Below are 26,391 nucleotides of genomic sequence, written 5' to 3'. Positions count from 1 at the left end.
GCTCAGGCCTTTTCCGCGTGGATGTAGTCGACCGCCTGGCGCAACGCCTTCGGATCCTTCGAACGCATCTGGTAGGCGTAATTGCCCATGGCGCGGCTGAAGACCTCTTCGATGGCCTGATGATGGACGATCTTGTCGCCGTGGGCGGCTAGCACGTCCGCATGGCTGTGCAAATAGTCGATGTGGCGTTTGCGGCTGGCATAGGCGGTGAAATACTTGCCCTTGTAAGGGCCGCCGGCGGCATCCTTGACCACCATGTCGGCCCAGGCGGCATAGACGTCGATGTCGAACGTGTAGTTGATGGCGTCTGTCATCCAGGCGCCGGGCGGCCGCATGTTGACCTCAAGCGCGATGACGCGCTTGTCGCTGGTTTCGAACAGCTCGATATGGAAGAAGCGCTCGCGTACGTCGAACGCCTCGAGGATCTTGCGGCCCGCCTCCTCGACTTCCGGGCTGATCTCGGGAAAGCAGGTGTAGCTCATATGGCGATCCTTGTTGACCGCCTCCATGATGCTCTGGTCGTAACGGTGGCTGGCCGCCAGCACCACCTCGCCGTCGCGGTTGACCAGCCCGTCGAAGGTCACCACCAGCCCCTCGATGAACTGCTCCATGACGAAGGTGACACCCTCCGGCTTGTCCTTGAAAAACTGGTCGAGCTCCTTGGCGTTAGAGATCTTGAAAGTGTTGGAAGCCCCGGAGCCCGAATCCGGCTTGACCACCACCGGAAAGCCGACGCGGCGGATGAAGGTCATGGCGCCGGCGCGGTCGGAGCATTTGCGCTGCGGGATGGTCTCCACGCCGCTCTTGCGGAAGAAAGCGCGCATACGGCTTTTCCGCTTCAAATTCTTCACGAAGTCGAGCTTGGTGCCGAAGATGTTGAAATCGGTGCGGATGTTGGCTTCGAGTTCGAGCCAATGCTCGTTGAGGGACTCGAAGCGATCGATGCGGCCCCATTTGTGGATGAAGTGCCCCATCGCCCGCAAAACGGCGTCGTAATCTTCCATGTCGGCGATGCGGTAATATTCCGAAAGCGCCGCCTTGAGGTTGGCGTTCAAGGTTTCGTAAGGCGCATCGCCGATGCCGAGCACGGTGGCGCCCGCCTTTTTCAGCCGGTCGCAAAAATCGGTGCCGTTGGCCGGGAAATGCGGCGAGAAGAACACGAAATTCATGGACGAACCCCTCCCCGGAGCTTCGCTCGGTGCCAAGCCTTCGAAACCAAGTCTGGCGCATTTGCGAGGCGCGGGGAAGACTGTCCGCACCGGCGGCGATATTAGGCAAGGGCGTTCATTCATGCGTCCCGCTTGCCTCCGACGGGCCGCTCCTGTAAGAGAGCCGGCATGACCACGCGCGTCCGCTCCGTCGCCTCCTCTCGCACCGGCTTTGCCGGCGAGACTGCGCGCGCGCTCGCTTCGACCCTGCTTCTTCTCGGCCTTATCGGCGATCGCCGGGTTCGCTGAAGGAGCGCCCGGCGGTCGAAACCGCCGCTCAAGGCGCATGCTCCTTGGCCAGACTTTGGCAAAGTCACATCAAGCGAACGAATTTTTGGTAGAGGCGACGCTCGCCACCCATCCGCCTGAAGCGGGCATGCGGGCCGCCGGGAGAAACGACGATGAACGCACGAGAAGAAATCCGCGCCGGCGAGGCTGAAGCCGGGAAGCGCGCGGCCGGCCACATGCCGGATGCGGCACGCAAATACCAATCCTACCCGACGGTCGGCCTGACCGACCGCACCTGGCCGAACAAGACCATCGACAAGGCGCCGATCTGGTGCTCGGTCGACCTGCGCGACGGCAACCAGGCGCTGATCGACCCGATGGGTCATGAGCGCAAGGCGCGCATGTTCGCGCTGCTCCTCGACATGGGCTTCAAGGAAATCGAAATCGGCTTCCCCTCGGCTTCGCAGACGGATTTCGACTTTGCCCGCTGGTGCATCGAGGAAGGCGGCGTCCCCGCCGACGTCTCGCTCCAGGTGCTGGTGCAGTGCCGGCCCGAGTTGATCACGCGGACCTTCGAGGCGCTCAAGGGCGCACACCGCCCGATCGTGCATTTCTACAATTCGACCAGCGAGCTGCAGCGCCGGGTCGTGTTCGAGAAGGATGTCGCCGGCATCAAGCGCATCGCCACCGACGCCGCCAAGATGATCACCGACATGGCCGCCAAGGCCGGCGGCGGCTACCGCTTCGAATATTCGCCGGAGAGCTTCACCGGCACCGAGCTCGAAGTCGCGCTGGAGATCTGCAACGCGGTCACCGAGATCGTGAAGCCGACGGCCGACAACAAGCTGATCATCAACCTGCCGTCGACGGTCGAGATGTCGACGCCCAACGTCTATGCAGATCGCATCGAATGGATGTGCCGCAACCTCGATGCCAGAGAGAACCTGATCGTCTCGCTGCATCCGCACAACGACCGCGGCACCGGCATCGCCACCACCGAGCTCGGCCTGATGGCTGGCGCCGACCGCGTCGAAGGCACGCTGTTCGGCAATGGCGAACGCACCGGCAATGTCGATATCGTCACGCTGGCGCTCAACATGTTCACCCAGGGTGTCGATCCGGAGCTCGACTGCTCCGACATCAACCGGATGAAGGACGTCTACGAATATTCGAACCAGCTGAAGATCCCGGAACGTCACCCTTATGTCGGCGAGCTGGTCTACACGGCTTTCTCCGGCTCGCACCAGGACGCCATCAACAAGGGCATGAAAGCTCTGAAGAAGGCCAACACCCCAATCTGGGAAGTGCCCTATCTGCCGATTGATCCGGCCGATGTCGGCCGCACCTACGAGGCGATCATCCGCATCAACTCGCAGTCCGGCAAAGGCGGCATCGCATACGTGCTGCAGGCAGATTACGGCCTCAACTTGCCGCGCAATCTGCAGATCGAGTTCAGCCAGGCGATCCAGGCGATCACCGATGCTGAAGGCAAGGAAGTGCCGGCCAGGCGCGTCCACGAACGCTTCCTCGAAACCTATGTCGACCAACCCGGCGCGCGGCTGAAGTTCCTCGACCATCGCACCTATCCGGACACCGAGGTGAAGGGCCGGCGCATGGTCGAAGCGGATATTCTCGACAATGGCAAGGAAGTGACCATCACCGGCTCGGGCACCGGCCCGATCGACGGCTTTGTCGATGCGCTCTCGCGCCATGTGGGCGTCGACATGTCGGTGCTCGACTATTCCGAGCATTCCCTGCAGCGCGGCTCCAACGCCTCGGCGATCTCCTATGTCGAGATGGAGTATCCGGGCGGCAAGCTGTTCGGCGCCGGCATCAACACCAACATCGTCGCCGCCTCGCTGGAGGCCGTAGTTTCGGCCGCCAACCGGATCATCGGCGGCTAGAGCAAATTCCAGGAAAAGTGTGAGGCGGTTAGGCTCGGCGGTTTCGCCGTAGCCTTCCGTCCGGAATTGCGGTCAAACAAAAAATTGAGCGGTTCACCGTTTCGTGAAACGGTGAACCGCTCTAGCCGGATGATCTGATTCAGCGATGGAGCTGGCGCATTCCAGCTTGCGCCACGCTGCAGACGCGGACGCGAATCTGCCATTCGTTAACCGCCGGAGGAATTTCCGGTGGCTTACGCGATCACATAATAGAAGCATCCTTGTGCGCCGGCGCGAGCGCTATATTATCGCTCCCTAACCTGTGCCGACTTCGAAAGGTTCGACACTTGGAGCATGCCCCGCCTGCCGCCCCCGCAGTGCGCGAGACATTGGAGCGACTGCTTGCCAGCGAAACGTTCGGCCGATCCGAGCGTGCCCGCAGGCTATTACGCTATCTGGTCGAACGCGAGCAGGCCGGCGAGGCGGACAGGCTGAAAGGCGTTTCAATCGCCATGGACGTCTTCGGCAAGGACGGCGACTTCGACGCCTCCACCGATGCCGTGGTCAGGGTTCAGGCCGGTCGTCTGCGCGAACTTCTGGAGCAGTATTTCGCCAATGAAGGTGTCGCCGAGCCGGTGCGCATCGCGATCCCGCGCGGCGGTTATGTCCCGTCCTACGAGCCGAATGCGATCCGCCTGCCCGGCGACGCCAGGTCCGCCTCCAAAACCGTCGCGCAGCGGTCCGACGCTTTGGCCGAAGCCGCTCAGGCCGCAACCGAACATCTCGACGCCTCTGCCGCGGGCGAACCTGCAGCGCTGATGGCGCCGGCAGCACCCGCCCAGTCGCTCACGCGGCAATTGCGGTTCTTCTGGGCTGCCATGGCTCTGGTCATTGTCATGCTCGGCGTGCTCATCGTGCGTCAAGGCAATGCCTTCCTCAACGGCGGCGACACTGCCGCGACAGCCGAAACGGCGCGCCTGGCCGGCACCGCCCAGTCCCGATTCGACTCCCTGCCGCTGATCTACATCGCCGTCAAAGCCGATGGAGCGGAGGCGGCTCGTGTCGCGTCGTCGCTGCGCGCCGGGCTCGCGGGTTTCGACACCATCGATTTCATCGGGCGCGATGCGGATTCGACGCGTGATCGGTCCGCCGATCCGATCAGTTTCGTTTTCGAAATCGTTCCCGGGCCTGCTGCCGGCGACGTCACGGTGGAGTTGCAGAGCGTCGCGACCGGGCGGGTTCTCCTGTCGCGCAACCTTACATCGGCCGAGAGCGCCCCTGGCGCGGTTGAAGGCAACGTCGCCAGCCTTCTCACCTCGACCGTTCCCGCTTCGGGCGCTATCTACAGCTACATCGATCAGAGCGACATCCGGACCAGCCAGATCGGGTGCCTGGTGCTCGACGACCGCTATTATCTCGACATGAGCGCCCAGACGCACGAAATTGCGTATCGCTGCCTGGAGAAGCTGGTCAGCGAAGGCACCAAATCGTCGCTTGTCTACGCGGAGCTGGCCGCGCTTCATGTGGAAGCCGTCACCGCGCACTATGCCTATCCACCGGAAGCGACGCTCGAAAAGGCCATGTCGCTTGCCCACCGCGCCGTCCAGATGGGGCCGATGAGCCCGCATGCGCATCGCGCCTTTGGCTACCTCAACTCGCGTCTCGGCAACACGGACGAAGCGATCCGATTAATGCGAAAGGCCTACGAACTCAACCCGTACGACCTCGGCATGGCCGCCGCCTATGGCTACGGGCTGATCTTCGCCGGCAAATATGATGAGGGGACGCCGATCCTGGACCACGCGGTCGAAGCCTTCAGCGGCCATCCGACCTGGTGGGATTATGGCCTTTTCGTCGGAGCCTTCATGCAGGGCGATATGAAAAAGGCCGCGCTCGCCAGCGAGTCGCTGCGCACGACGGCATCAAAGTCGCATTACCTGGCCGCGCGCCTGATCGGCGCCAGGATTTCGGGACGCGACAAGCTGGCGGGTGAGCTTGCCAACGAGCTCACCGCCGAATTCCCGAAGTTCGCCGCCGACCCGCGCGCGACATTCGTCGATCGCAAATACCCCCCGGATCTCACGGATCGGCTAGTTCAATCCTTGCGAGCCGCCGGGATCGGCAACCCGAGCTAATCCAACTCTCCATACTCATTTGGGCCACACGAATGCCGGAGCACCAAAGTATGACGCATCGAGCGCCTGACGGGGCGCTGCGGTCGCGAAAATTTTACTAGCCATCAATCCGGTTCGGGAGCAATTCAGCCACAATTTGAAGCTCCTGCCTTGTTCACCGCCCCATTTTTTCATGCGTCCATTCCCTTATGCGGTCGAAAGCGGCGCCCGTCCGAGGACGATCGTGCTTCTGCACGGCTTCGGAGCCTGTGGTGAGATCTGGCGTGACGTCGCGGCCTCACTGGCGGCGCGGGCGAGAGTGTTGGCCTATGATCTACCGGGCCATGGACAGTCCCTGGAAAGCGAAGGCCTGGGCGGCGCCAAGCCAGCCGCGCGAGCCATCCTCGCCGATCTGGCCGCCCGCCGGTTGGGCAAGGTCCATCTCGTCGGTCACTCCATGGGCGGCGCGATCGCGACATCGATGGCGCTTGCCGACCCCGACAGGGTGGCCTCGCTTACGCTGTTGGCGCCCGGCGGTTTTGGCCCGGAAATCAACGCAGCCTTGCTGCACCGCTACGCCGCCGCGGCCGGCAGGAACCAGGTCCGCGCCAGCCTTGCCGCCATGTCGGGTCCGCGCAGCGTGCCGCCTGATCACGTGGTGGATGCACTCTGCCGGATGCGCACCCGACCGGGCCAGTTGCAGACCCTGATCGATATGGCGGCCGCGATGACGAGGGATGACCGGCAAGGGATCATCCCCCGCGCGCAGTTGGATACGCTTGACATGCCGGTCATGGTCGTTTGGGGAGCGGAGGATCCGCTGCTGCGGGTTGAGCAGGCCGAGGCGCTGCCGTCGCATTTCCATCTGCATCATGTCCTTGACGCAGGTCACATGCTGGTCGAGGAAGCTCCTGACCTGATTGCCGAAATCGTGCGTCGCAACGTGCGGCGGCGCGGCAGACGGTTGCGTCCACCGCTGGACGCTTCGGCGGGTTGATCGCTCCCGGACCGATCTCGAAACGTCCCTTACCCGCTTTCGCCGGACCGCGGCAGTCGCGCGGTTCGTCGTCGGCAGTGCATTTTGCCGGCGACTGTGGTAACTCGCTGTTAACCAACAGTGAGGCAGCCGCCATGACGGATGCAGGCGACAAAATCACCCCGATCGAACCGTCGCGAAAGCTCGCCGATGCCGTACGCGACGTCAAGAACGCCTTTGCCGACCGCGATGACGTGGTCGTCGACATGCGCGAGGCGCACCGCATGCGGCTCGATCTTCTGGCGAGCGAGCTTGCCCCGGTCTTTGCCGATGTCCCGGCCGACATGGACAGCTTCGACTTCGCCGTCTCGTCCGGCCTGCAGCCGCGGCTATGGATCGATGCGGTGAGCCATGTCGCCATGGGACGCGACCGCCGCACCTATCGCTTCCTCAGGGATACGCGCGTCGGCCGCGTGGTGCTGGCCGAATCGACCGAGATGAAAGCCGTTGCCGATGCGGTGATGCGCTACGTGGCCGAGCGTGTCGTCGAGCGGCAGCGCATGATGGAAGGGAGCGTGGAGAGCGCCGTTCGCGGCCTGCATCGCCCCGTGGTCCAGGAAGCGGAGCCGCCCATCCGATCCGAAAGCGGCCGCAATGGCTGGACGACCTTCTTCGCCGGCCTCGGCCTGATCGCCGCAGGCGCCCTTGTCGGCCTGGCGGTTTCGCTGGCGTTGTTTTGGGACCGCATCATGCAGATGAAGATCAGCTTCTGACGAGCTGGCGCGCCGTGCCGGCGGGCACATCGAGGTCGATGGCCTGCAGGTCGGCAGGCGGCAGGGCTGGTCCCGTCAGGCCGCGCCGGATCAGGCGAAGACGCCAGTCGCCCTTTTCACCGTCGATTTCGAAGATGTTGTATTGAGCCGGCGGGTGTTTGCCGCCGGGCGCCTGGCCCGCGGCGGCAACCCCGACCACGGGCACCTTGGCGCCCCGTGCGCCGATGGTGAACAGTGACGGCAGATGCGAATGCCCGTGCAGGACGAGTTCAGCGCCATGACGGCGAATGACCTTGTGAAAGCGAGTGATGCCGAACAGCCGCTTACGCTGCGGGACGGCACCGCGCACCGGAGGGTGGTGGATCATGATGGCGCGGAACAGCCCTTGCTCCGCGGCATCGTCGAGGATCTTGGCGAGCCGCTCGGCCTGCCCTTCCATGAAGAAGCCGTTGGCCATGAAGGGCGCGGTGGCGCGCGCCGTGGTGACTCCGATCAGCGCTACATTGCCGCGCACACGCAGATACGGAAAGGAATTGCGGTCGACCGGGCTGTTGACGCCGTCGCCCGTCATCCAGGGAGCCCACGACCGGCAGACCTTGTCGAAGGCGCCCGGCACATAGGCGTCGTGATTGCCGGGGACCACGGAAACGTCATGAGGCGATCCAAGCGTCTCCAGCCAGTGCTTGGCCATATCGATCTCGCCATCGAGCGCCAAGTTGACGAGGTCGCCCGTGACGGCCAGGTGATCGGGCGCGCCGGCCTTGATGTCGGCGACGATGGTGTCGATCACCGAGTCATGCATATGGCGGCGGCGATTGCGCTGCCAGTTGACGTAGCCCAGCACGCGCTTGGAGGCGAGGTCGCGATAGGTTACATCGGGCAGCGGTCCCAGATGAGCATCGGAAATATGCGCGAGCCTGAACATGGCCCCTTCTTAAGCGACGCCGACGAGGCTTTCCACTCACCGTTTGCTGTTCGCCCAAGCAAGTTCCGCAAAAGTGTCCCACGGTTTTGGGGCCAGAACCTGCGAAAAACAAGGAAAGCCAGGCAGATGTTCGTGGGGCAACCCATCTGCTTCGGGATCGTTGAATGAACCGCCCGGCCGATCCTGACGCGGCATTCCGCCAGACCGGCTGGCCGGGGTTGCGGGCAAGGCTCTTCCATTTCTACTTCCTGCTGCGCCGCCCGATGACGCTTGGCGTGCGCGGGCTGGTCTATGACCGTGCCTCCAACTCAGTCTTCCTGATCCGCCACACCTATGTTCCCGGTTGGCAATTGCCGGGCGGCGGCGTCGAGGTGGGCGAGACCCTTGAGGAAGCGCTGGCGCGCGAACTGGCCGAGGAAGGCAACATCGCTCTGACTGCGCCGCCGGTGCTGAAGTCGATGCATTTCAACCATCGCCCCAGCAAGCGCGACCATGTCGGCCTTTATCTGATCGAAGCCTTCTACCAGACGGCGCCGAAACTGCCTGACCACGAGATCGCCGAAGCGGGTTTCTTTCCGCTCGACCGCCTGCCGGAGGGCACGACGCCGGCGACGCTGCAGCGGATAGCGGAGATTTTTGGCGGCGAGCGTAACTCGGCTTACTGGTAATCACGCCGCCTTCCTGAACCTGTTCCGGTCATGCGGCGCGGCATAATCAAGCTCCGGCCCTGCCGGAATGATCCCCGTCGGGTTGATCGATCTGTGGCTGCCGTAATAATGCGCCTTGATGTGATGCAGGCTGACCGTGCCCGCGACGCCGGGCACCTGATAGAGATCGCGCAAATAGTTCGACAGGTTCGGATAGTCGGCGATGCGGCGCAGGTTGCATTTGAAGTGGCCGACATAGACCGGATCGAAACGAACCAGCGTCGTGAACAGCCGCCAGTCGGCCTCGGTGATGCGTTCGCCGGTCAGAAAGCGCTGCTGCGAAAGCCGCTCTTCGATCGTATCAAGCGCTAAGAACAATTCGCCGAACGCTTCCTCATAGGCTTTCTGCGTGGTGGCGAAGCCGGCGCGATAGACGCCGTTGTTGATTGCCGGATAGACCAGCGCATTGATCCTGTCGATCTCCGCGCGTAGCGCCGCCGGATAGAAGTCGAGACCGGCGTCGCCCCATTCGTCGAAGGCGGAATTGAGCATGCGGATGATCTCGGAGGACTCATTGTTGACGATGGTCTCTTGCCTTTTGTCCCACAGCACCGGCACCGTCACGCGGCCTGAATATGCCGGATCGGCCTTGGCATAGACCTGGTGCAGAAAATCGAGGCCGTGGAGCGTGTCGCCCGTGGCGCCGTCCTCAGCTTTGAAGGTCCATCCGTTCTCCCCCATGAAATGGTGCACCACGGAGACGGAGATGATGCCCTCCAGCTTCTTCAGGACGCGAAAGATCAGTGTGCGATGCGCCCATGGGCAGGCGAGCGACACATAGAGGTGATAACGGCCGGGTTCCGCCTTGAAGCCGCGCGTGCGCCCTTGCGCCGGCGCGCCGTCGCGCGTGATCCAGTCGCGCCATTGCGATTCCGTTCGCACGAACCGGCCGCCGCTGTCGGTGTTGGGCGTGCGATCCTGCCATCTGCCTTCAATCAGCAATCCCATGCGAAAAATCTCCCTGCGGCTCGATACTATCTAGGTTGATGACCGGGCTCGCGAAGCCCTCAGCGGATGAACAGTTCGTCAAACGACGAACCAGTTCGTCAAATGACCAACCGCTCGGAAACGGATAAGTTCGTCATGGACGCAAAGAAAGCCTGAAAGCACCGATTGCAGCGGCCCAAAATTGATGCTAGCGGAGGCGCCCATGTTCGACTTTGCCTCGATCCGGTTCGACCGACGACGAAAGGGCGCCCGCGCTTAAGAAGCGTTGACTGGCGAACGCTGCCGCTTTGCAGCAGACCTTCCTCGATATCGGAACGCAAAGACCATGAGCCTTGCCGACGTGAAATACCTGCCGGAGACTCCGGCGCATGACCCTGAAATCGAAGCCATCAACGACGAGGCCTTCGGTCCGGGTCGTTTCGTGCTTGCCGCTTACAAGATCCGCGAGTCGGGAGGACATGACCGCTCGATGTCCTTCGTCGCCGTCAAGGACGGCACGGTCATCGCTTCGGTGCGCATGACGCGCGTGGCAGCGGGCGCCGGACGCGCCATGATGCTCGGCCCGCTTGCGGTGCGCCCCGCCTACAAGAATCTCGGCATCGGCCGCAAGCTGGTCGCGATCGCGCTGGAGGCGGCCAGGAAGGCCGGTGCGCCTGCCGTCATTCTGGTTGGTGACGAACCATATTATGGACCGCTTGGCTTCAAGCGCTTCCCGCGCGGACAGATCACCATGCCGCGCCCGGTCGATCTCGACCGGCTGCTGTATCACGAGATCAAGCCGGGGGCGGTCGCCCGCTTTGCCGGCGATGTCTGTCACGCCAACACGGCAAAGGTTGCGGAATTTGCCCCGGCCGTGTCGCGTTCGACCGCGAGTGTGCAGCCTTCAATCTCCCCGCCTATTGCGGTTGCGCCTCCTTTGCGCGCTTCGTAGCATAATCGGGAATCCTGGGAGGCCTGCATGAACCCGAACGGCCAGATCGCGATCGTCACCGGCGGCGGGTCGGGCCTTGGCGAGGCAACGGCGCGCGCCTTGGCGGCCAGGGGCGCCCGCGTCGCCATCCTCGACGTGGGCATCGAGCGCGCGGCGAAAGTTGCAGCCGAGATCGGCGGCGTTGCCGTCCAATGCGATGTCGGCAGCGGCGACAGCGCCACGGCCGCGATCGCCGAAGTGGCTGAAAAGCTTGGGCAGCCGCGCATCCTGGTCAATTGCGCCGGCATTGCCATCGGCATGAAGACGATCGGCAAGGACGGACCGCATCCGCTCGACCAGTATCGCAAGGTGATCGAGATCAATCTCATCGGCACCTTCAACATGATCCGCCTCGTTGCCGACCGGGCGGCGAAACTCGAACCGCTCGCCGGCGGCGAGCGCGGCGTCATCGTCAACACCGCCTCCGTCGCCGCCTATGACGGCCAGATCGGGCAGGCCGCCTATGCGGCTTCCAAGGGCGGCGTCGTCGGCATGACGCTGCCTGTGGCCCGCGATCTGGCGCGATCCGGCATTCGCGTCTGCACCATCGCGCCCGGCATCTTCAAGACGCCGATGATGGCCGGCATGCCGCAGGAAGTGCAGGATTCGCTCGGCGCTTCCGTGCCCTTCCCGCCGCGGCTCGGCGAGCCGTCCGAATATGCGTCGCTTGCGCTCCACGTCGTCGAGAACCAGATGCTGAACGGCGAGACCATCCGCCTCGACGGCGCTATCCGCATGGCGCCGAAATAAGCGGGGATGTCTGGCTCGCCGACAGGCGCCGGTGCTTCCACCGGAAAGACCGGGCCGCTCGCCGGCCTGAAAGTGATCGAGATGGCCGGGCTTGGCCCGGTGCCGCTTGCCGCCCTGATGCTGTCCGAAATGGGCGCCGAGGTGCTGCGCATCGAACGCGCCGATGCCGGCCAGCCGCTTCTGAGCCTGCCCGAACAATACGATCTCGACCGCCACGGCCGTTCCATCCTCAAGCTCGACCTGAAGAGCCCGGCGGGCGCCGACCTGCTGCTGCGCCTTGCGGCAGGGGCCGACGTGCTTGTCGAAGGCTTCCGCCCCGGCGTGATGGAGCGGCTCGGCCTCGGGCCGGATGCCGTTCTGCAGCGCAATCCGGCGCTGATCTATGGCCGCTTGACCGGATTCGGACAGGACGGGCCGCTGTCCGGGCGAGCCGGGCACGACATCACCTATCTCGCTTATGCGGGCCTCTTGCATGCGATCGGCAGGCAGGACGCGCCGCCGGCGCCACCGCTCAACCTCGTCGCGGATCAAGGCGGCGGCGCCATGATGCTGATCGCCGGCGTGCTCGCCGCTCTTTTCCAGCGCTCGCGCAGCGGAAAGGGCCAGGTGGTCGATGCCTCGATGATCGAGGGAGCCTCGATGCTCGCCGCACCCATCCACGCCTACATGGCGGCGGGTCTCTGGAGCGACAGGCGCGGCGACAACCTGCTCGATTCCGGCGCGCCTTTCTACGATACGTATGAGACGGCTGACGCAAGGCACATTGCCGTCGGCTGCCTCGAGCCGCGCTTCTTCGCCGAATTCGCCAGGCTGCTGTCTCTCGACGAGCATTTTGTCGGCAGCCAGTTCGACAAGTCGTCGTGGCCCGCAATGCGCGCCGCCATTGCCGGCCGGATCAAGCAGAAGACGCGCGACGAATGGGCCACGCTTTTCGCCGTGACCGACGCTTGTGTGGCGCCCGTGCTGTCCCTGGTCGAAGCCAGGAACCATCCGCACAACCGCGCCAGGAAATGCTTTGTGAAGTCCGGCGAGCTCGACCGCCCGGCACCGGCGCCGCGTTTCTCGCAAAACCCGCAGACGCTTGCCGCGGCGCCGGACGTCGCCGATCGCGACCCTGCGGACATATTGAGCCGTTTTGGGTTGAACGAAGACGAAATCGCAGCCCTTGCAAAGGCGGGTGTACTCGGCCGATAACCGGAGAGCAGAAATCAACTTATCTCGGGTGAACCTGTGACCGAACCGAAAAAGGACGTCATTCGCGAGACCGACGCCGAGGCGATCAGGCTCGCGAAAACCCTGATCCGCGCAGCACGTTTCGGCGCGCTCGCGGCGATCGAGCCCGGCACCGGCGCGCCGCTGGCAAGCAGGGTTGGCGTCGCCACCGACATCGACGGCGCGCCGCTGATCCTGATCTCGATGCTGTCCGCCCACACCGGTGCGTTGCTCGCGGATCCGCGCTGTTCGCTGTTGCTTGGCGAACCCGGCAAGGGCGATCCGCTGGCGCATCCGCGCATCAGCCTGGCATGCCGGGCCCTGCGGCTGGAGCGGGGATCTGCCGATCAGATCCGAGCCGAACGCCGCTATCTCAACCGCAATCCGAAGGCGAAGCTCTATGCCGGGCTCGGCGACTTCTCGTTCTTCCGGCTCGAGCCCGAGCGCGCCAGCCTGAATGGCGGCTTCGGCAAGGCCTTTCTTCTCGACCGTGATGATTTCATCACCGATCCCGCCCTTATCGAGGAGTTCGCCGGCAGCGAGCAGGCCGCACTCGATCACATGAATACCGACCATCGCGACGCGCTTGCCCTTTACGCCCGTCATTTCGGCCGCGCCGAAGACGGCGGCTGGATCGTCACCGGTTTCGACCCCGATGGCATGGATCTCGCCGTCGCCGATGCGACCTGCAGGGTTTTCTTTCCCCGGCCTTTGCAAAGCGCGCGCGAATTGCGTTCGGTGCTTGTCGAGATGGCCAGGGCGGGACGCGCGGCCGAGCAAGAGCGATAGTTGATCGCGCGCCGGCAAAAGCAACGCTTGAGATTTAGATGAAATGATCTACCTTTGTAGTGGCGCTGATTCAGCAGCGCCTAGCGACATCTGAACATCGTGGAATCAGGCGCCATTGCCCCCTGGCGTCTGGATGAGCCAGGACCCTTGGGGGATCTATGATCTCAAATAAGCTAATCGCCAATGCGGAATCGGCGGCCGCCTTTCTCACGCTCATGGGCAACGAAAAGCGCTTGCTGATCATGGCTCACCTGATCGACGATGAAATGTCGGTCGGCGCCATCGCCGAGAAGGTGCAACTCAGCCAGTCCGCGCTGTCGCAGCATCTCGCCAAGCTGAGGGCGCTCGATCTCGTCGAGACCCGGCGCGACCGCCAGATGATTTACTATTCCTGCAAATCCGAGGCGGTGCGCGAATTGCTGCGCATGCTGGAAGGCATTTTCGGCGACGGCGACCTTTCACAGATGGCCTATCGGTTGCGCCGCGCCGGGGCTTGACCCGCGCCATCCAAAGCCCCTTACCTCGCTGGCAATTTTTGCCGACGAGATTTGCATGAACCTCATCTCCATCGACGATCCTCGCGACCCGCGCGTCGCCGCCTATCTCGACATCCGCGAGCGCGACCTTGTCGGCCGGCATGGCCGCTTCGTCGCCGAAGGCAAGGTCGTGCTGGACCTTCTTCTGTCGAGCGGACGCTTCGCCGCCGAGTCTGCCCTCATCCTCGAAAACAGGCTGGCTGGCGTGCAGGAGATCTTGCGCAAGGCGCCCGCGGGTTTTCCGGTCCATGTCGCCGCCGGCGAGGTCATGGACCGGATCGCCGGCTTCCACATGCACCGCGGCATCCTGGCGATCGGCTTGCGCGGCGATCCGGCGCCCGCCGAGATTCTGGTGGAAACCTTGCCCCGGCGTGCCTTGGCCGTCATCCTGGTCGGCATATCCAATCACGATAATATGGGCGCGATCTTCCGCAATGCGGCGGCCTTCGGCGCGGACGCGGTGCTGCTGGACCAGACGTGCTGCGATCCGCTCTACCGCAAGGCAATCCGTGTTTCCGTCGGTGCGGCGCTGAAGATTCCCTTCGCGTCATTCGGCGACACCGGAAGCTTCACCGCGACGCTCGATCGGCTTGGCTTCGCCCAGTTCGCACTATCGCCACGCGGAAACGTCGACATCCGCGCCGCGGAGCGATCGGCGCGCCTGGCGCTTTACCTCGGCACCGAAGGCGAAGGCCTGCCGCAAGACCTGCTTGCCCGGTTGCACACGGTGCGGATCGGCATGGCGGAAGGTTTCGACAGCCTGAACGTCGCCGCCGCGTCGGCCATCGCGCTGCACCACTTTTCAAACCGCTAGCGGTCCCGACCTGGGAGCCCGAACAGCTGCAACGCTTGAGGTGTGTTGAGATTCAGGTCAGGCCGAGTCGAAAATGGTGGCTTCCGAGAACCGGAGCGGAGCGTACTTTAAGTACGTGAGCACCGGAAGCGCAGGAAGACGGCATTTGCAGGCCGGCCTCACCTGAATACCAACACACCTCAGTTGGACGAGCCGGCCTTCTGCAAAGCCCTCACGCGGTCGGCAAGGCTGACGCCGCGCCCATTCTGCTGCCCCTCGCCCGCCAGGGCCTTGGCGATAGGCGAATCCGGCCCGTCGAGCTTCATCGTCAGATTGACCACCTCGGCTGCCAGTTCGTTCATTTGTTCGCGCAGGCCGGCACCGGAGCGTGCGTCGCCCGCCGATTCGGGCATTGCCGCCCCCGTGGCGGCGGCAAGATCGGTCTTCAGCCGCTTGTTCTCGCGCGCCAGCGCCGTCAGCCTCGCCTCCAGCCGTTCCCGATCGCCCTCGAGCCTGGCGATTGCCTTGTCGACATCGTCGCCTTTCGTGTCCGTTCCGGCAGCCAGCCGCGCAACGCCGTTTGCAGCGCTCTCCTTCGAACGTTCGCGCATTCGGGCGAGATCCTTCTCGCGCCGGTTGAGCTTTTCCTCGCGGTCGGCAAGCGTCGCCAGAAGCCGCTCGACCTTCTTGTCGAGCTCGGCCGTTTTCTTCTTCTCCGCCTTCAGCGCTTCTCGGGCGGCCTTGCTTTCTGACGCGACCTCCTGATTGCGTCGGTCCGCCTCCCTGCGCTGGCCTTTGAGCAACGCGATGTCACTGGCGAGCTTTTCCAGCTCCGATTCGCGGGCAACCAGCTCGATCTGCCGGTTCGAGGACGAGAAGCTGGCGTCGTCATACATCTGCTCGAGCTTCTGCAGCTCCAGCGCGCGCTTCTCCAACGCCCGCTCCGTCTGCGCGTGCTTCTCCGCCAGGCGGTGCAACTCTTCCTCGCGCTGCCTGAGCTCCGCATTCTTGGCCTGCAGGTCGGAAAGCGCCTGATTCTTGTCCTTTCTTTCAACCGCGAGCCCCTTCAAAGCCTCGTTCGCGCGGCCGATCTCCACCAGTTGCTCAGCGACCTTTTCCTGAAGGTTCTTGACGGTTATCTCCAGCCGGCGCGTCGTCATGGCATATTCCGCCCGCACCCGGTCCTTGTCCGCCTGAATTTCGGCCGGCGTCAGCGGCAGCGAAGCCTCGAGGCGCCTGCGCGTCAGGACAACGGCCCGCCGCCAGACCGCCGGCGCTACCAGCGACGCCAGAAAAACGGCGCAAAGGAAACCGAGTACGAAGAACAGAACCGACTGGACCAAGGCGTGCTATCCACTTTACGGCGCGGCAATCGCTGGATCGTGCCAGCTTGGCATGGCGGAAATTCAACGCCGCGGCAAGAGCTTGCCGCGGCGCGATCAGCACTGTCCGAGCGATCGTAGCGAGCGCAATCCGATCAGAACGGGTTCCAGGTCGGCCTTTCGGTGAGCTTCAGATAGCCGAGATTGACTCCCAGACGCGCGCCGACGCCGGTGCGGATCGGCACGAGCAGCACCCGGTTGCTCTGCAGCACGTTGAAGCCGACGCCGGCGATGACATAGGCTGAGCCGGCAACGCCGCCGAAGCGGTTATAAAGGCTGCTGATGTCGTCGAGGTTGTAGACCAGCATCATCACCCGGGACCCCTCGCCACCGAAATCCCAGCCGAGCGAAGGGCCTTGCCAGAACACCTTATGATCGCCGGCGTTCTTGGTGTAGAGCGTCCCCTCGCCATAGGTCAGGCCGCCGATCAGGGCGCCGGATCCTTCCTCGCCGAGCAGGTAGCCATTGGGCAGGCCGTAGGAGGCGAAGATCTTCTCGACGACGGTGGCCAGGCCGCCGGATGTCTCGCCGAAGAATTTATGACCGGAATCGACGATTTCCTGAGCGGTGTACTGCTGAGCCCGCGACGCCGAGGTCGAAAGGACCAAAGCCGCCAGGAGTGTGATGGTCATGGTGAGGACGCGGACGAACGTCCGGTCGTAGTATCGGGAAAACATGCTTCCAATCTCCGTCAGGGAGCACTTTCGCCGACGCCTCGCACCCCTGCGGCTCTTGCCGGCCGTTCGGGGTGGCTATCACGGGCAAATTATGCCGTAATCCTTTTTCAACCATTAAGCTCCCACACGAAGATGGCGGTTCGAAGGCTGCGCTTTTGCCGCTGCGGCGGGTTTCCCCCGCGAAACACACCATTTTCGCCGTCGATGATTTTGGATTTGTTGATGCGCGCTCGGGCCCTGTGTATTCAGAAAGCCTTGGAAAAGAGCGTGATTCGTGTGGGCAGGCGCGAAACCGTCGCTCGGCCATGAACAAATGACTTAAGCAGGGATTTCGCCGATGGCCGAGCTTTTCACCCTTTCCGCGCCAGATCTCGCCGCGCTGCTTTGCAGCCGTGTCTGCCACGACATCATTTCGCCGGTCGGCGCAATCAACAACGGCCTCGAGCTGCTCGACGAAGGCGGCGCCGACGAAGACGCCATGAAACTTATTCGCCAGAGCGCCAAGAACGCTTCGGCGCGATTGCAGTTTGCCCGCATCGCCTTCGGCGCCGCGGGTTCCGCCGGCATGATGATCGACACGGGCGATGCCGAGGCCGTGGCCATCGCCTTCTTGAAGAACGAAAAGCCGGAACTGCTGTGGAACGGCCCCCGTGCGCTGCTTCCTAAGAACAAGGTCAAGCTGCTGCTCAACCTCATTCTCGTCGCCAACGCAGCCATACCGCGGGGCGGCAAGTTGGTGGTCACGCTGGAAAGTCTCGAAACCGAGCCGCGTTTTTCGCTGTCGGCCAGTGGCCCGATGCTGCGCGTGCCGCCGAAATTCCTCGAGCTGCATTCCGGCCACAAGCCGGAGGAGCCGATCGACGCCCATTCGGTCCAGCCCTATTATACGCTGCTTCTGGCGCGCGAGGCCAATATGACGATCTCGATCCACGCGACCGCCGAGGAGATCGTGCTGACGGCAGCCTAAGAAAAACCGAAGTATCTTTTGTTGCTGATATTTTTGCTGGCGGCGCAGATTGAGCAATGCCAGCCGCGATCCATGTAATCGCGCTGCGGGGCCAAGGCCGCGCGATACCGTGTTTGGAAAAACTTTACCCAACGCCTTTTCGGCTTCTTTACCAGATTGGCCTATGGTGGTTTGCGGCCACTCCGAGATTGCGGTTCGGCAGATGGCAAAGAGGACCCGGACATGAAGCGCTGCCTGTTCGTCGATGATTCGAGCGTCATCAGGAAGGTCGCAAAACGCATTCTTGGCGGCTCGGATATGATTGTCGTCGAGGCCTCGACCGGAGTCGAGGCTACAGACATTTGCGCCGGCGACATGCCCGATGTCATCGTCATCGACGGTGGTCTTGCCGACGTCCCGGCCGTGGACCTTATTCGCCGCATCCGTGCTATCGAAGCGCCCATCAAGCCGCAGATTCTGGTCTCGCTGGTCGAGGTCGACGTCGCGGCGATCATGCGCGCCAAGCGCGCCGGCGCCCAAGGCTATCTGCTGAAGCCCTTCAACCGTGCGCAACTGCTCGAAAGCTTTCGCGTCCTGAAGATAGCCGCCTGATTCGCCGGAACCGTTTTCAAGCAAAAACCCGGCCTGAGCCGGCTTTTTCGTTCGAATCACCTGGATCGCTTATGCGCTCAAGCAAAAACCCGGCCTGAGCCGGGTTTTTCGTTCGAATCGCTGGGATGGCTTATGCGCTGACGCGAATATCCTCCGGCTCGCGCAGCACATAGCCGCGGCCCCACACCGTTTCGATGTAGTTCTGACCGCCGGACGCCGCGTCGAGTTTCTTGCGCAGCTTGCAAATGAAGACGTCGATGATCTTCAGCTCCGGCTCGTCCATACCGCCATAGAGATGGTTGAGGAACATTTCCTTGGTGAGCGTCGTGCCCTTGCGCAGCGAGAGCAGCTCCAGCATCTGATATTCCTTGCCGGTCAGGTGCACGCGCTGACCGCCGACCTCGACTGTCTTGGCGTCGAGATTGACCACAAGGTCGCCGGTGGTGATGACCGACTGGGCATGCCCTTTGGAGCGGCGCACGATTGCGTGGATGCGCGCCACCAGCTCGTCCTTATGGAAGGGCTTGGTCATATAGTCGTCGGCGCCGAAGCCCAGGCCGCGCACCTTGTCCTCGATGCCGGCCATGCCGGAGAGGATCAGGATCGGCGTCTTGACCTTGGAAAGGCGCAACGTGCGCAGGACTTCATAGCCCGACATATCGGGGAGATTGAGGTCCAGAAGGATGATGTCGTAGTCGTAGAGCTTGCCGAGATCGACACCTTCTTCGCCGAGATCGGTCGTATAGACGTTGAAGCTCTCCGACTTCAGCATCAGTTCGATGCTCTGTGCGGTTGCACTGTCATCTTCAATCAGCAGAACACGCATTTCATTCCCCTTTTCTGCTGCCGGACCGTGTCACGACCCGTCCGGGACCCGGAGCAGTGATTGCCTGAACAGAAGGTGCCACCGACTGGTTAACAAATCCTAATTTCGTGCCATCCACGATACCAGATTTTTTAACCCCTTTCTACACCCACTTGAATCTAATAACGAATCACACACCAAAACCGCTAATGCACCACATTAAAAAGTCAGCCTAAGTGACTCCAGGGACTCGCTGGCCCGGGCTTCCCGCCGCCGCCGGAAGTTTACCCGGCCTTAAGTCCTCGCCCGTATGATTAACAATGCCCGTAAACGAATGGTTACCGCCGGCGAAAATCTTTAGGGCTTTGTTTCCTATAGCCCAGGGAAAGCCGGGAGAAACGGGCGGCGCTTAGGTCTTTCCGGGCGGACTGGACGGTATTGCAGGTGTGCGTTTGCGGAGTATCGAGTCATGAAGTCACGTGAAAACCTCGTTCGACTGAAACAGTTTCAGGTGAATGAGAAGCGGCGGCAGCTCTTGCAGCTGGACATGATGATCGCCGAGTTCGAGCGCATGGCCGTCGAGCTGGAGGCGCAGATCATCGCCGAAGAGAAAAAAGCCGGCATCACCGACATCAACCATTTCGCCTATCCGACCTTCGCCAAGGCGGCCCGCTTGCGCCGCGACAACCTCAGGAATTCACAAAGTGACCTCGCCCAGCAGCGAAGCACCGCCGAATCATTACTCGGCGAAGCTGAAGCGGAGCTGTCCAAGGCAGAGATGCTGGAATCGCGCGACACCAAGATCCGCGAGGCCGAAACGGGCGGCCGCAGCGCCATGATCGGCTGATCGCCGGGCCTAATCGCGGCCATGCCGGAGACCTGCCGGCATCCTCAGAGCTGGCAATCGCCAAAAATCGTCCTCGCCGTCTTCACGGCATAGCGGCCTTCTCGCCGTGATCGGCCGATGCCCGGGTTCGGGCATCCTTGATTTCGGATGCATGCTCTTCCGCCCAGGAGCGTATCTGGCTGAGCAATCCCGCAAGGTTCCGCCCAAGCTCCGTCAGTTCGTACTCCACGCGCGGCGGGATCACCGCGAACACCTCGCGCCGCACGAGGCCGTCGCGCTCCAGCACGCGCAGCGTCTGAGTCAGCATTTTGGGCGTGATGCCCTCCAGCTTGCGCGCCAGCTCGCCATTGCGCAGCCGGCCGCGCCGCAATGCGCAGACGGTGAGATAGACCCATTTGCTGGCCAGCATCTCGAGCACCGTATGCGACGGGCAGGTGCGCCGGAACGCGTCGTAGCCGCAGGGGGATCTGTCTTCGCTATCCATGAGGTGCCTATATATACAAAAGGTACATACTCGACAATCGAATATTACTATCCAAATGATAGCGGGCACATCCACTCGAACAGGAGGCGTTCATGCGTGCCGTTATCCAGACTTCCGTCGGCGGACCCGAGGTCCTTTTCGCGGCCGAGCAGCCCGACCCCGAGCCCGGCCCCGGTGCAGTGCTCGTCCGCGTCAAGGCGGCGGGCCTCAACCCGGTCGACGGCGCCGTGCGCGGCGGGTTCTACCCGCTGCTCGGCGAACCGCCTTTCATCCTTGGCTGGGACATTTCCGGGACCGTCGCGGCGCTCGGAGGCGGCGTAACCGCCTTCAAGGTCGGCGACGAGGTGTTCGGCATGCCGCGCTTTCCCAAGCAGGCCGGCGCCTATGCCGAGCTCGCCGCGGCGCCGGTGGACGAGATCGTCGCGAAACCTGCCGCCATCGACCATGCCCATGCGGCTGCATTGCCGCTGGCCGGGCTGACGGCCTGGCAAGGCCTCGTCCGCCATGGCGGCCTGCAGGCAGCACAACGCGTGCTGGTTCACGCCGGCGCCGGCGGCGTCGGCCATCTGGCGGTGCAGATCGCCAAGGCGCGCGGCGCCTGGGTGGCATCGACCGCCAGTCCGGACAAAACCGACTATGTCCGCTCGATCGGCGCCGACGAGGTGATCGACTACACCAGGGACGATTTCACCGGGAAGGTCGGCAATGTCGATCTGGTGCTGGACCCGATCGGCGGCGACCACGCCGATAAGTCGCTGGAAGTGCTGCGTGACGGCGGCGTTCTGGTGTCGCTGCTCGACGTACACGACGCCACCAGGGCGAATGCCAAGGAGCGGAACATCCGCGTTGAACGCATGTCTGTGGTGCCTGATCGCGAGGGCCTCGCCGAACTCGCCAGGCTGGTCGAGGCCAAAAAGCTGATGCCGCATGTGGCCAAAGCTTTCCCGCTCGACCAGGCGGCGGCCGCCCATGCCTTCCTCGCGACCCGACCCATCGGAAAGGTCGTGCTGACAGTTTGAATGGAAGGCCGCTGCAAAAGCGAAGGGCGCGGAGTCCCGCGCCCTTGCTCGTTTTCGGCCGGCAGCTTAATGCCGGTATTGCTGGATTCGCGTGGTGCGCAGCCCGGCAAGGCCGTATTCGTCGATCGATGCCTGCCAGGAGAGAAATTCTTCGGTGGTGAGCTTGTAGCGCTGGCAGGCTTCCTCAAGGCTGAGCAGGCCGCCGCGTACAGCGGCGACCACTTCCGCCTTGCGCCGGATAACCCAGCGCCGCGTGTTTGTCGGCGGCAGATCGGCGATCGTAAGAGGGCTGCCGTCGGGCCCAATAACATACTTGACTCTAGGTCTAACCAGATCGGTCATCGTACTCTCTACTAAAAACTCAAAGACCCAATCCCCGCCACAGTACCGTCACAGCTTTAAAAATTGCCTAAGCGAACCCTAATGACTAAGTAAGGATCGTGAACGCCCGGTTAGGATTTCGTTTAGAATTTGAAACACCGGCCTCCGGGCCTTGATTTTGCCGGTGAACCCGTCTTGGCCGCAAGCTGGCGCATGCGTGGCGCTTGACCTATATTCCGGCCATTGGCATTGAGCGCCGCACAGTGAAAGCATCATGAACAGCCTCGATCTCCCTCGCCGCCCCGAAGAAACCCGCGTCGTCGTCGCGATGTCGGGTGGTGTCGATTCCTCGGTGGTTGCCGGCATCCTCAAGCGCGAAGGCTATGATGTCGTCGGTGTGACGCTGCAGCTTTACGACCACGGCGCGGCCACCCATCGTGCCGGCTCCTGCTGTGCCGGACAGGATATCGATGACGCGCGTCGCGTCTCGGAGACGCTCGGCATCCCGCATTACGTGCTCGACTACGAGGAACGTTTCCGCAAGGCGGTCATCGATCCCTTCGCCGAAAGCTATGTCGCCGGCGAGACCCCCATCCCTTGCGTGTCCTGCAACCAGACTGTGAAGTTTGCCGATCTTTTGGCGACCGCTCAGGATCTCGGCGCCGACGCCTTGGCCACCGGCCATTACATTCGTTCGCGCGCCAATGGAGCGCATCGTGCGCTTTACCGGCCGGTCGACGCCGATCGCGACCAGAGCTATTTCCTGTTTGCCACCACGCAGGCGCAGATCGATTATCTGCGCTTTCCGCTCGGCGGCCTGTCGAAGCCGCAGGTCCGCGCCATTGCCGAGGAAATGGGCCTGACCGTCGCCGCCAAGCAGGATAGCCAGGACATCTGCTTCGTGCCGCAGGGCAAATATTCCGACATCATCGCCAGGCTGAAGCCGGCCGCCGCCAATCCTGGCGACATCGTCCATATCGACGGCCGCGTGCTCGGCCGCCATGAAGGCATCCTGCGCTACACGATCGGCCAGCGCCGCGGCATCGGCATCGCTTCCGGCGAGCCGCTCTACGTCGTTCACCTCGACGCCGACCGCGCGCGCGTCATCGTCGGCCCGCGCGAAGCGCTGGAGACGCACAAGATCTATCTGCGCAACATGAACTGGCTGGGCGACGGACTGTTGTCGGATGTTCCGGCCGGCGGGATCGAGCTCTTCGCCAAGGTCCGCTCGACCAGGCCGCCGCGTCCGGCCGTGCTGCATCACCGCGACGGCGTGACCTCCGTCGAGCTGGCCGACGGCGAGTCGGGCATCGCGCCGGGGCAGGCCTGCGTGCTCTATTCCGACGACGGCAATGAGGCGCGTGTCTTCGGCGGCGGCTTCATCGAGCGCTCCGAGCGCGGCGCCGAGGCCGAGGCCATGCTGTCCCGGCTGGCGGACAGGCCGGCGCAGATTCCCGCTGAGTAAATTCTCGATCTGATTGCTTTATGCAGACGAGCCGGTGTGGATCACTGTGCCGGCGGTCAGGATGCGCAGCACCCTTATCGCTTCCTCGCCGTCGGTGCGCGGTTCGGCGCGCGTCTCGATGCATTGCATGAAATGGGCAAGCTCGCGAGTCAGCGGCATGCCCTCGCCGACGGCCACATAGGCAGGTTCGTTGGCGGTGAAGGCCCACTGGCCGCTGTCCTGCCATACTGCGTGGCGGTAGACGGCAAGCTTGCGCTCCCAGGGCTCGACGTCGTCGAACACCGCCATCGCCTTGGTGCCGACGACCGTCAGCCGCCGCTCGCGATAGGGATTGAGTCGCGAGGCGAAGAGATGGCTGCGCAATCCGTTCGGGAAGCGCATATGCAGATGCGCGAAGTCGCTGAGATTGTCGAGAAGTGCTGCCCCCTCGCCCCTCACTTCGATCGGCTCGGTGCCGGTGATGGCGAGGATCATCGACAAATCGTGCGGCGCAAGGTCCCAGAGAGCGTCGTTCTCGGTATGAAACTTGCCGAGGCCGAGCCGGTGCGAATGGATGTAGCGCACCTCGCCGAGCTCGCCATTGTCGATCAGCGCCTTGAGCGTCTCGAATGCGGGATGAAAGCGCAACACATGGCCGACCATGAAGATGCGGCCATTGTCCTTTGCCGCCTTCACCGCGCGCTCGGCATCGGCGACCGTCAGCGCGATCGGCTTTTCCACCAGCACGTCCTTGCCGCTTTCGACGGCCCGCACCGCGGTGTCGGCATGGAATTGCGGCGGCAGCGCCATGACGATGGCGTCGATGTCGTTGCGCTCGAACAGCCTGTCCGGCTCGATTGCCAGGCAATCCTGCTCGCTGGCGAATCCTTCGGCGCGGGCGCGGTTGGCGTCGGAAACGGCATGGAGCGTGCCAAGCGCCTTGAGGGTGCGGATATGGTTGCTGCCCCAGTATCCGCAACCGAGGACGGCGATGCGCGGCTTCATTCGCTCAACTCTAGAATTTCTTGGCCGAGACATAACGACGTGCCCCGCCGAACTCAACCCCGGGGCAGGCCCTGAGTGTCTGTCCGGCAAAGCTTTTCTGGGATGAGATCATGACGGCCGGATTATGCCCACATGTCGGCCGCTTCGAAGCTTGACAGGCCCACCCTCCCAACCTTATATCCGCGCGACCTTGGCGAACGCCTTGAAACAACCCGTCCGTCCAGGACGGTTTTTCGGGCCATTTGCCACCCTGGCGGGGTAGCTCAGTTGGTTAGAGCACGGGAATCATAATCCTGGGGTCGGGGGTTCAAGTCCCTCTCCCGCTACCATTGCTCCCCCTGTACGGCCGAAATGCTTAGAGGAATGCTGATCGCGGTGGCGACCCTCGCAGCCGATCCGGCCGACAGGCGTGGCGAAGTCGCCATCTGCATTCGCGAGGACCGTAAGCATCTCGGCGTCGGCTGGGAATTTCTCGGCTATATCGCGCACTATGCCGACGACCATGGCATCGAGACGCTCGAGTCGATCGAAAGCGCGAGAACCGAGCGGCGATCGAGCTTGAGCGCGAGATGGGCTTCACTGTCGCGATGGTTCCCGACGATCCGACGCTTGTCCTGGTCCAGCGGAAGCTCGGCGCCACGTTGGCGGATTAAGATCCTGCCATTTCCAGCCGTATGGGAGCCGCTACACGGTCGTGGAGATCGGCAGCGGGCGCAAATGGCTGCCTCCGAGGGATCGGCCATCCACTTCAATCGACAGCTCAGGCATGCGAGGGGCGTTCCGCCAATAAGCGGGAGACTGTTGCGCTCAAGCCGTTTCGACGCCGAGCAGTTCTGCCGCCACCGCTCGTTCTTCGTCGGCCGAAATGACAAGCACATCGACACGGGAATTCGCGGCACTTACAAGGTCTTCGCCGCTGCCGTTCAAACCGTCATCCATAGCGACGCCCAGCCATGCGGCAGCCTCGCATATCCGTCGCCGGATCGCCGGCGCATGCTCGCCTATGCCGGCGGTGAACACCAGCGTGTCGAGCCCGCCCAGCGCGGCCGCCAGTGATCCGATCTCTCGCCCGACCCGATAGACGAACAGATCGACAGCGCGCATTGCCGCCGGATCCTTCGACGCCAGCAGCGTCTGCATGTTCCCGGAGATGCCGGACACGCCGAGCAGACCGGATTTCTCGTAAAGCAAGGTGGACAGTTCGTCGGCGGACAGCTTCCTGTCTTGCAGAAGGTGCAGGAGGACGCCCGGATCGATCGCGCCGCAACGCGTGCTCATGACCAGGCCGTCGAGCGTCGAGAAACCCATGGTGGTTGCCTGGCTTACCCCTGCCTTCATCGCGCAAAGGCTTGCGCCGCTGCCAAGATGGGCGACGACGGCGCGGCCACCCGCGCCGGCGCCGTAACGCCTGCGGAGCTCGTTGGCGATATGGCTGTAGGAGAGCCCGTGGAACCCAAAGGACACGATGCCCTGCTCCGACATCTCGTGCGGCAGGCCATAAAGTCTTGCGATCTGAGGCTGCGTGGCGTGAAAGGCGGTATCGAAGCAGCCGACCTGCATGGCGCCGGGCAAAAGACGGTGGGCCAGATCGACGAGCTCCAGGTTGATCGCCTGATGAATCGGAGCGAGCGGCTCGAGCTTGTGCAAGGCATCGAGCGTGGCCTGGTCAAGCAGCGTTGCGCGGGCAAACTCCCGACCGCCATGGACGATGCGATGCCCGACCCTGCTCACGCGGCGCAACAGGCCGCGGTCCGTCAGATAGGACGCAACGGCTTCGAATGCCTCGCCGACGGAGATCGCTCGTTCGCCGAGGCTCCTGTCGAACGGCGGCGTCGTTGCAGTCGGCGCGACATGGAGTCTGGGCCGCTCGCCGATCGACGAGACGCTGCCCCGCATCAGTAGGTGAAGCTCGCGGCGTCCTTGAAAGGCGGCGAACTTCAGGCTCGATGAGCCGCCATTGAGGACAAGGATGACATCAGTCATGTCCGACCGTTCCAGCCACTTTTGCGGGTCGGATCCTGTCGGTCTGGCGCTTCG

Annotated in this window: 26 protein-coding genes, 1 tRNA gene and 1 pseudogene; 18 read left to right on the top strand and 10 right to left on the bottom strand. The window is 63.2% G+C overall.

Features of this window, described 5'->3' with window-relative positions:
- Nucleotides 1-2: 2 nt before the first annotated feature.
- Complete coding sequence (locus CK219_RS09215) at nucleotides 3-1,169, bottom strand: ATP-grasp domain-containing protein (RefSeq protein WP_095766451.1); 1,167 nt, start codon at nucleotides 1,167-1,169, stop codon at nucleotides 3-5.
- 440 nt (nucleotides 1,170-1,609) lie between these two features.
- Here CK219_RS09215 and leuA point away from each other — a divergent pair, with 440 nt between their 5' ends.
- The 4 genes from leuA (at nucleotide 1,610) to CK219_RS09190 (ending at nucleotide 7,182) form a co-directional block, all read left to right on the top strand.
- The gene (leuA, locus tag CK219_RS09205) at nucleotides 1,610-3,340 is read left to right on the top strand and encodes a 2-isopropylmalate synthase (protein WP_095766449.1); all 1,731 of its coding nucleotides are present in this window, start codon (nucleotides 1,610-1,612) and stop codon (nucleotides 3,338-3,340) included.
- Between the two features lie 326 nt (nucleotides 3,341-3,666).
- A complete protein-coding gene (locus CK219_RS09200; protein ID WP_095766448.1) occupies nucleotides 3,667-5,454 on the top strand; it encodes a hypothetical protein in 1,788 nt (595 codons plus the stop codon).
- A 172-nt stretch (nucleotides 5,455-5,626) separates the two neighbouring features.
- The gene (locus CK219_RS09195; RefSeq protein ID WP_095766447.1) at nucleotides 5,627-6,430 is read left to right on the top strand and encodes an alpha/beta fold hydrolase; all 804 of its coding nucleotides are present in this window, start codon (nucleotides 5,627-5,629) and stop codon (nucleotides 6,428-6,430) included.
- Nucleotides 6,431-6,564: 134 nt separating this feature from the next.
- Nucleotides 6,565-7,182, top strand: coding sequence for a hypothetical protein (locus CK219_RS09190; RefSeq protein ID WP_095766446.1), 618 nt, complete (start codon nucleotides 6,565-6,567; stop codon nucleotides 7,180-7,182).
- Here the strand turns inward: CK219_RS09190 and CK219_RS09185 are convergent.
- Nucleotides 7,172-8,107 carry a metallophosphoesterase gene (locus CK219_RS09185; RefSeq protein WP_095766445.1) on the bottom strand — a complete coding sequence of 312 codons (936 nt, stop codon included), beginning with the start codon at nucleotides 8,105-8,107 and terminating at the stop codon, nucleotides 7,172-7,174. The genes CK219_RS09190 and CK219_RS09185 overlap by 11 nt on opposite strands.
- 164 nt (nucleotides 8,108-8,271) lie before the next feature.
- On the opposite strand from CK219_RS09185, the gene CK219_RS09180 reads away from it, so the two are divergent.
- Nucleotides 8,272-8,775, top strand: coding sequence for an NUDIX domain-containing protein (locus CK219_RS09180; protein ID WP_095766444.1), 504 nt, complete (start codon nucleotides 8,272-8,274; stop codon nucleotides 8,773-8,775).
- Here CK219_RS09180 and CK219_RS09175 read toward each other — a convergent pair whose 3' ends face one another.
- Complete coding sequence (locus CK219_RS09175; protein WP_095766443.1) at nucleotides 8,776-9,762, bottom strand: glutathione S-transferase family protein; 987 nt, start codon at nucleotides 9,760-9,762, stop codon at nucleotides 8,776-8,778.
- Nucleotides 9,763-10,087: 325 nt separating this feature from the next.
- Here CK219_RS09175 and CK219_RS09170 point away from each other — a divergent pair, with 325 nt between their 5' ends.
- The 6 genes from CK219_RS09170 (at nucleotide 10,088) to CK219_RS09145 (ending at nucleotide 14,833) form a co-directional block, all read left to right on the top strand.
- Nucleotides 10,088-10,693, top strand: a complete 606-nt coding sequence (locus tag CK219_RS09170; protein WP_095766442.1) for an N-acetyltransferase — start codon at nucleotides 10,088-10,090, stop codon at nucleotides 10,691-10,693.
- Nucleotides 10,694-10,720: 27 nt separating this feature from the next.
- Nucleotides 10,721-11,482: a 3-hydroxyacyl-CoA dehydrogenase gene (locus tag CK219_RS09165; protein ID WP_095766441.1), complete on the top strand. Its 762-nt coding sequence runs from the start codon at nucleotides 10,721-10,723 to the stop codon at nucleotides 11,480-11,482.
- 6 nt (nucleotides 11,483-11,488) lie between these two features.
- On the top strand, nucleotides 11,489-12,676 hold the full coding sequence (locus CK219_RS09160; protein ID WP_095766440.1) for a CaiB/BaiF CoA-transferase family protein: 1,188 nt from the start codon (nucleotides 11,489-11,491) through the stop codon (nucleotides 12,674-12,676).
- Nucleotides 12,677-12,712: 36 nt separating this feature from the next.
- On the top strand, nucleotides 12,713-13,483 hold the full coding sequence (locus CK219_RS09155) for a HugZ family protein (RefSeq protein ID WP_095766439.1): 771 nt from the start codon (nucleotides 12,713-12,715) through the stop codon (nucleotides 13,481-13,483).
- A 158-nt stretch (nucleotides 13,484-13,641) separates the two neighbouring features.
- A complete protein-coding gene (locus tag CK219_RS09150) occupies nucleotides 13,642-13,980 on the top strand; it encodes a metalloregulator ArsR/SmtB family transcription factor (protein ID WP_095766438.1) in 339 nt (112 codons plus the stop codon).
- 55 nt (nucleotides 13,981-14,035) lie between these two features.
- Nucleotides 14,036-14,833, top strand: a complete 798-nt coding sequence (locus CK219_RS09145) for an RNA methyltransferase (protein ID WP_095766437.1) — start codon at nucleotides 14,036-14,038, stop codon at nucleotides 14,831-14,833.
- A gap of 179 nt (nucleotides 14,834-15,012) precedes the next feature.
- Here CK219_RS09145 and CK219_RS09140 read toward each other — a convergent pair whose 3' ends face one another.
- On the bottom strand, nucleotides 15,013-16,155 hold the full coding sequence (locus CK219_RS09140) for a hypothetical protein (RefSeq protein ID WP_095766436.1): 1,143 nt from the start codon (nucleotides 16,153-16,155) through the stop codon (nucleotides 15,013-15,015).
- A gap of 134 nt (nucleotides 16,156-16,289) precedes the next feature.
- Nucleotides 16,290-16,826: an EipA family protein gene (locus CK219_RS09135; protein WP_224514585.1), complete on the bottom strand. Its 537-nt coding sequence runs from the start codon at nucleotides 16,824-16,826 to the stop codon at nucleotides 16,290-16,292.
- Between the two features lie 382 nt (nucleotides 16,827-17,208).
- Here CK219_RS09135 and CK219_RS09130 point away from each other — a divergent pair, with 382 nt between their 5' ends.
- Both CK219_RS09130 and CK219_RS09125 read left to right on the top strand, forming a co-directional pair.
- Nucleotides 17,209-17,838, top strand: coding sequence for a histidine phosphotransferase family protein (locus tag CK219_RS09130; protein WP_095766435.1), 630 nt, complete (start codon nucleotides 17,209-17,211; stop codon nucleotides 17,836-17,838).
- Nucleotides 17,839-18,060: 222 nt separating this feature from the next.
- Entirely contained in the window at nucleotides 18,061-18,429 is a 369-nt protein-coding gene (locus tag CK219_RS09125; protein ID WP_095766434.1) for a response regulator, read from the top strand.
- Between the two features lie 130 nt (nucleotides 18,430-18,559).
- Here CK219_RS09125 and ctrA read toward each other — a convergent pair whose 3' ends face one another.
- Nucleotides 18,560-19,255 (bottom strand): cell cycle two-component system response regulator CtrA, encoded by a 696-nt coding sequence (gene ctrA, locus CK219_RS09120; RefSeq protein ID WP_006203583.1) that lies wholly within the window; start codon nucleotides 19,253-19,255, stop codon nucleotides 18,560-18,562.
- A 448-nt stretch (nucleotides 19,256-19,703) separates the two neighbouring features.
- Here ctrA and CK219_RS09115 point away from each other — a divergent pair, with 448 nt between their 5' ends.
- Entirely contained in the window at nucleotides 19,704-20,081 is a 378-nt protein-coding gene (locus CK219_RS09115) for a flagellar export protein FliJ (RefSeq protein WP_040989842.1), read from the top strand.
- An 82-nt stretch (nucleotides 20,082-20,163) separates the two neighbouring features.
- On the opposite strand, the gene CK219_RS09110 is transcribed toward CK219_RS09115, so the two are convergent.
- Nucleotides 20,164-20,565, bottom strand: a complete 402-nt coding sequence (locus tag CK219_RS09110; protein WP_095766433.1) for a helix-turn-helix domain-containing protein — start codon at nucleotides 20,563-20,565, stop codon at nucleotides 20,164-20,166.
- 92 nt (nucleotides 20,566-20,657) lie between these two features.
- Between CK219_RS09110 and CK219_RS09105 the strand changes: the two genes are divergently transcribed.
- Nucleotides 20,658-21,584, top strand: a complete 927-nt coding sequence (locus CK219_RS09105; protein WP_095766432.1) for an NADP-dependent oxidoreductase — start codon at nucleotides 20,658-20,660, stop codon at nucleotides 21,582-21,584.
- A gap of 66 nt (nucleotides 21,585-21,650) precedes the next feature.
- On the opposite strand, the gene CK219_RS09100 is transcribed toward CK219_RS09105, so the two are convergent.
- Nucleotides 21,651-21,926: a DUF1153 domain-containing protein gene (locus tag CK219_RS09100; protein WP_006203587.1), complete on the bottom strand. Its 276-nt coding sequence runs from the start codon at nucleotides 21,924-21,926 to the stop codon at nucleotides 21,651-21,653.
- Between the two features lie 253 nt (nucleotides 21,927-22,179).
- Between CK219_RS09100 and mnmA the strand changes: the two genes are divergently transcribed.
- Nucleotides 22,180-23,370, top strand: coding sequence for a tRNA 2-thiouridine(34) synthase MnmA (mnmA, locus tag CK219_RS09095; protein ID WP_095766431.1), 1,191 nt, complete (start codon nucleotides 22,180-22,182; stop codon nucleotides 23,368-23,370).
- A gap of 18 nt (nucleotides 23,371-23,388) precedes the next feature.
- Here the strand turns inward: mnmA and CK219_RS09090 are convergent, their stop codons facing one another.
- Nucleotides 23,389-24,354, bottom strand: a complete 966-nt coding sequence (locus CK219_RS09090) for a Gfo/Idh/MocA family oxidoreductase (protein ID WP_095766430.1) — start codon at nucleotides 24,352-24,354, stop codon at nucleotides 23,389-23,391.
- A gap of 252 nt (nucleotides 24,355-24,606) precedes the next feature.
- On the opposite strand from CK219_RS09090, the gene CK219_RS09085 reads away from it, so the two are divergent.
- Both CK219_RS09085 and CK219_RS32080 read left to right on the top strand, forming a co-directional pair.
- Nucleotides 24,607-24,683 (top strand) — tRNA-Met (locus tag CK219_RS09085).
- Nucleotides 24,684-24,717: 34 nt separating this feature from the next.
- A pseudogene (locus CK219_RS32080) lies at nucleotides 24,718-25,007 on the top strand (GNAT family N-acetyltransferase); the annotation flags it as partial.
- Nucleotides 25,008-25,161: 154 nt separating this feature from the next.
- Here CK219_RS32080 and CK219_RS09075 read toward each other — a convergent pair.
- Complete coding sequence (locus CK219_RS09075) at nucleotides 25,162-26,337, bottom strand: acetate/propionate family kinase (RefSeq protein ID WP_095766429.1); 1,176 nt, start codon at nucleotides 26,335-26,337, stop codon at nucleotides 25,162-25,164.
- Between the last annotated feature and the right edge of the window lie 54 nt (nucleotides 26,338-26,391).

It is taken from the genome of Mesorhizobium sp. WSM4313, from assembly GCF_002294725.1.
Lineage (GTDB): Bacteria > Pseudomonadota > Alphaproteobacteria > Rhizobiales > Rhizobiaceae > Mesorhizobium.
This window is presented reverse-complemented; position numbering and strand designations above follow the sequence as displayed.

Excerpts from the sequence above, each read along its gene's own strand:
- CK219_RS09215 (WP_095766451.1), bottom strand. The coding sequence starts at position 1,169 with ATGAATTTCGTGTTCTTCTCGCCGCATTTCCCGGCCAACGGCACCGAT.
- leuA (WP_095766449.1), top strand. The coding sequence starts at position 1,610 with ATGAACGCACGAGAAGAAATCCGCGCCGGCGAGGCTGAAGCCGGGAAG.
- CK219_RS09195 (WP_095766447.1), top strand. The coding sequence starts at position 5,627 with ATGCGTCCATTCCCTTATGCGGTCGAAAGCGGCGCCCGTCCGAGGACG.
- CK219_RS09190 (WP_095766446.1), top strand. The coding sequence starts at position 6,565 with ATGACGGATGCAGGCGACAAAATCACCCCGATCGAACCGTCGCGAAAG.
- CK219_RS09185 (WP_095766445.1), bottom strand. The coding sequence starts at position 8,107 with ATGTTCAGGCTCGCGCATATTTCCGATGCTCATCTGGGACCGCTGCCC.
- CK219_RS09180 (WP_095766444.1), top strand. The coding sequence starts at position 8,272 with ATGAACCGCCCGGCCGATCCTGACGCGGCATTCCGCCAGACCGGCTGG.
- CK219_RS09175 (WP_095766443.1), bottom strand. The coding sequence starts at position 9,762 with ATGGGATTGCTGATTGAAGGCAGATGGCAGGATCGCACGCCCAACACC.
- CK219_RS09170 (WP_095766442.1), top strand. The coding sequence starts at position 10,088 with ATGAGCCTTGCCGACGTGAAATACCTGCCGGAGACTCCGGCGCATGAC.
- CK219_RS09165 (WP_095766441.1), top strand. The coding sequence starts at position 10,721 with ATGAACCCGAACGGCCAGATCGCGATCGTCACCGGCGGCGGGTCGGGC.
- CK219_RS09160 (WP_095766440.1), top strand. The coding sequence starts at position 11,489 with ATGTCTGGCTCGCCGACAGGCGCCGGTGCTTCCACCGGAAAGACCGGG.
- CK219_RS09150 (WP_095766438.1), top strand. The coding sequence starts at position 13,642 with ATGATCTCAAATAAGCTAATCGCCAATGCGGAATCGGCGGCCGCCTTT.
- CK219_RS09145 (WP_095766437.1), top strand. The coding sequence starts at position 14,036 with ATGAACCTCATCTCCATCGACGATCCTCGCGACCCGCGCGTCGCCGCC.
- CK219_RS09135 (WP_224514585.1), bottom strand. The coding sequence starts at position 16,826 with ATGACCATCACACTCCTGGCGGCTTTGGTCCTTTCGACCTCGGCGTCG.
- CK219_RS09130 (WP_095766435.1), top strand. The coding sequence starts at position 17,209 with ATGGCCGAGCTTTTCACCCTTTCCGCGCCAGATCTCGCCGCGCTGCTT.
- CK219_RS09125 (WP_095766434.1), top strand. The coding sequence starts at position 18,061 with ATGAAGCGCTGCCTGTTCGTCGATGATTCGAGCGTCATCAGGAAGGTC.
- ctrA (WP_006203583.1), bottom strand. The coding sequence starts at position 19,255 with ATGCGTGTTCTGCTGATTGAAGATGACAGTGCAACCGCACAGAGCATC.
- CK219_RS09115 (WP_040989842.1), top strand. The coding sequence starts at position 19,704 with ATGAAGTCACGTGAAAACCTCGTTCGACTGAAACAGTTTCAGGTGAAT.
- CK219_RS09110 (WP_095766433.1), bottom strand. The coding sequence starts at position 20,565 with ATGGATAGCGAAGACAGATCCCCCTGCGGCTACGACGCGTTCCGGCGC.
- CK219_RS09105 (WP_095766432.1), top strand. The coding sequence starts at position 20,658 with ATGCGTGCCGTTATCCAGACTTCCGTCGGCGGACCCGAGGTCCTTTTC.
- CK219_RS09100 (WP_006203587.1), bottom strand. The coding sequence starts at position 21,926 with ATGACCGATCTGGTTAGACCTAGAGTCAAGTATGTTATTGGGCCCGAC.
- mnmA (WP_095766431.1), top strand. The coding sequence starts at position 22,180 with ATGAACAGCCTCGATCTCCCTCGCCGCCCCGAAGAAACCCGCGTCGTC.
- CK219_RS09090 (WP_095766430.1), bottom strand. The coding sequence starts at position 24,354 with ATGAAGCCGCGCATCGCCGTCCTCGGTTGCGGATACTGGGGCAGCAAC.
- CK219_RS09075 (WP_095766429.1), bottom strand. The coding sequence starts at position 26,337 with ATGACTGATGTCATCCTTGTCCTCAATGGCGGCTCATCGAGCCTGAAG.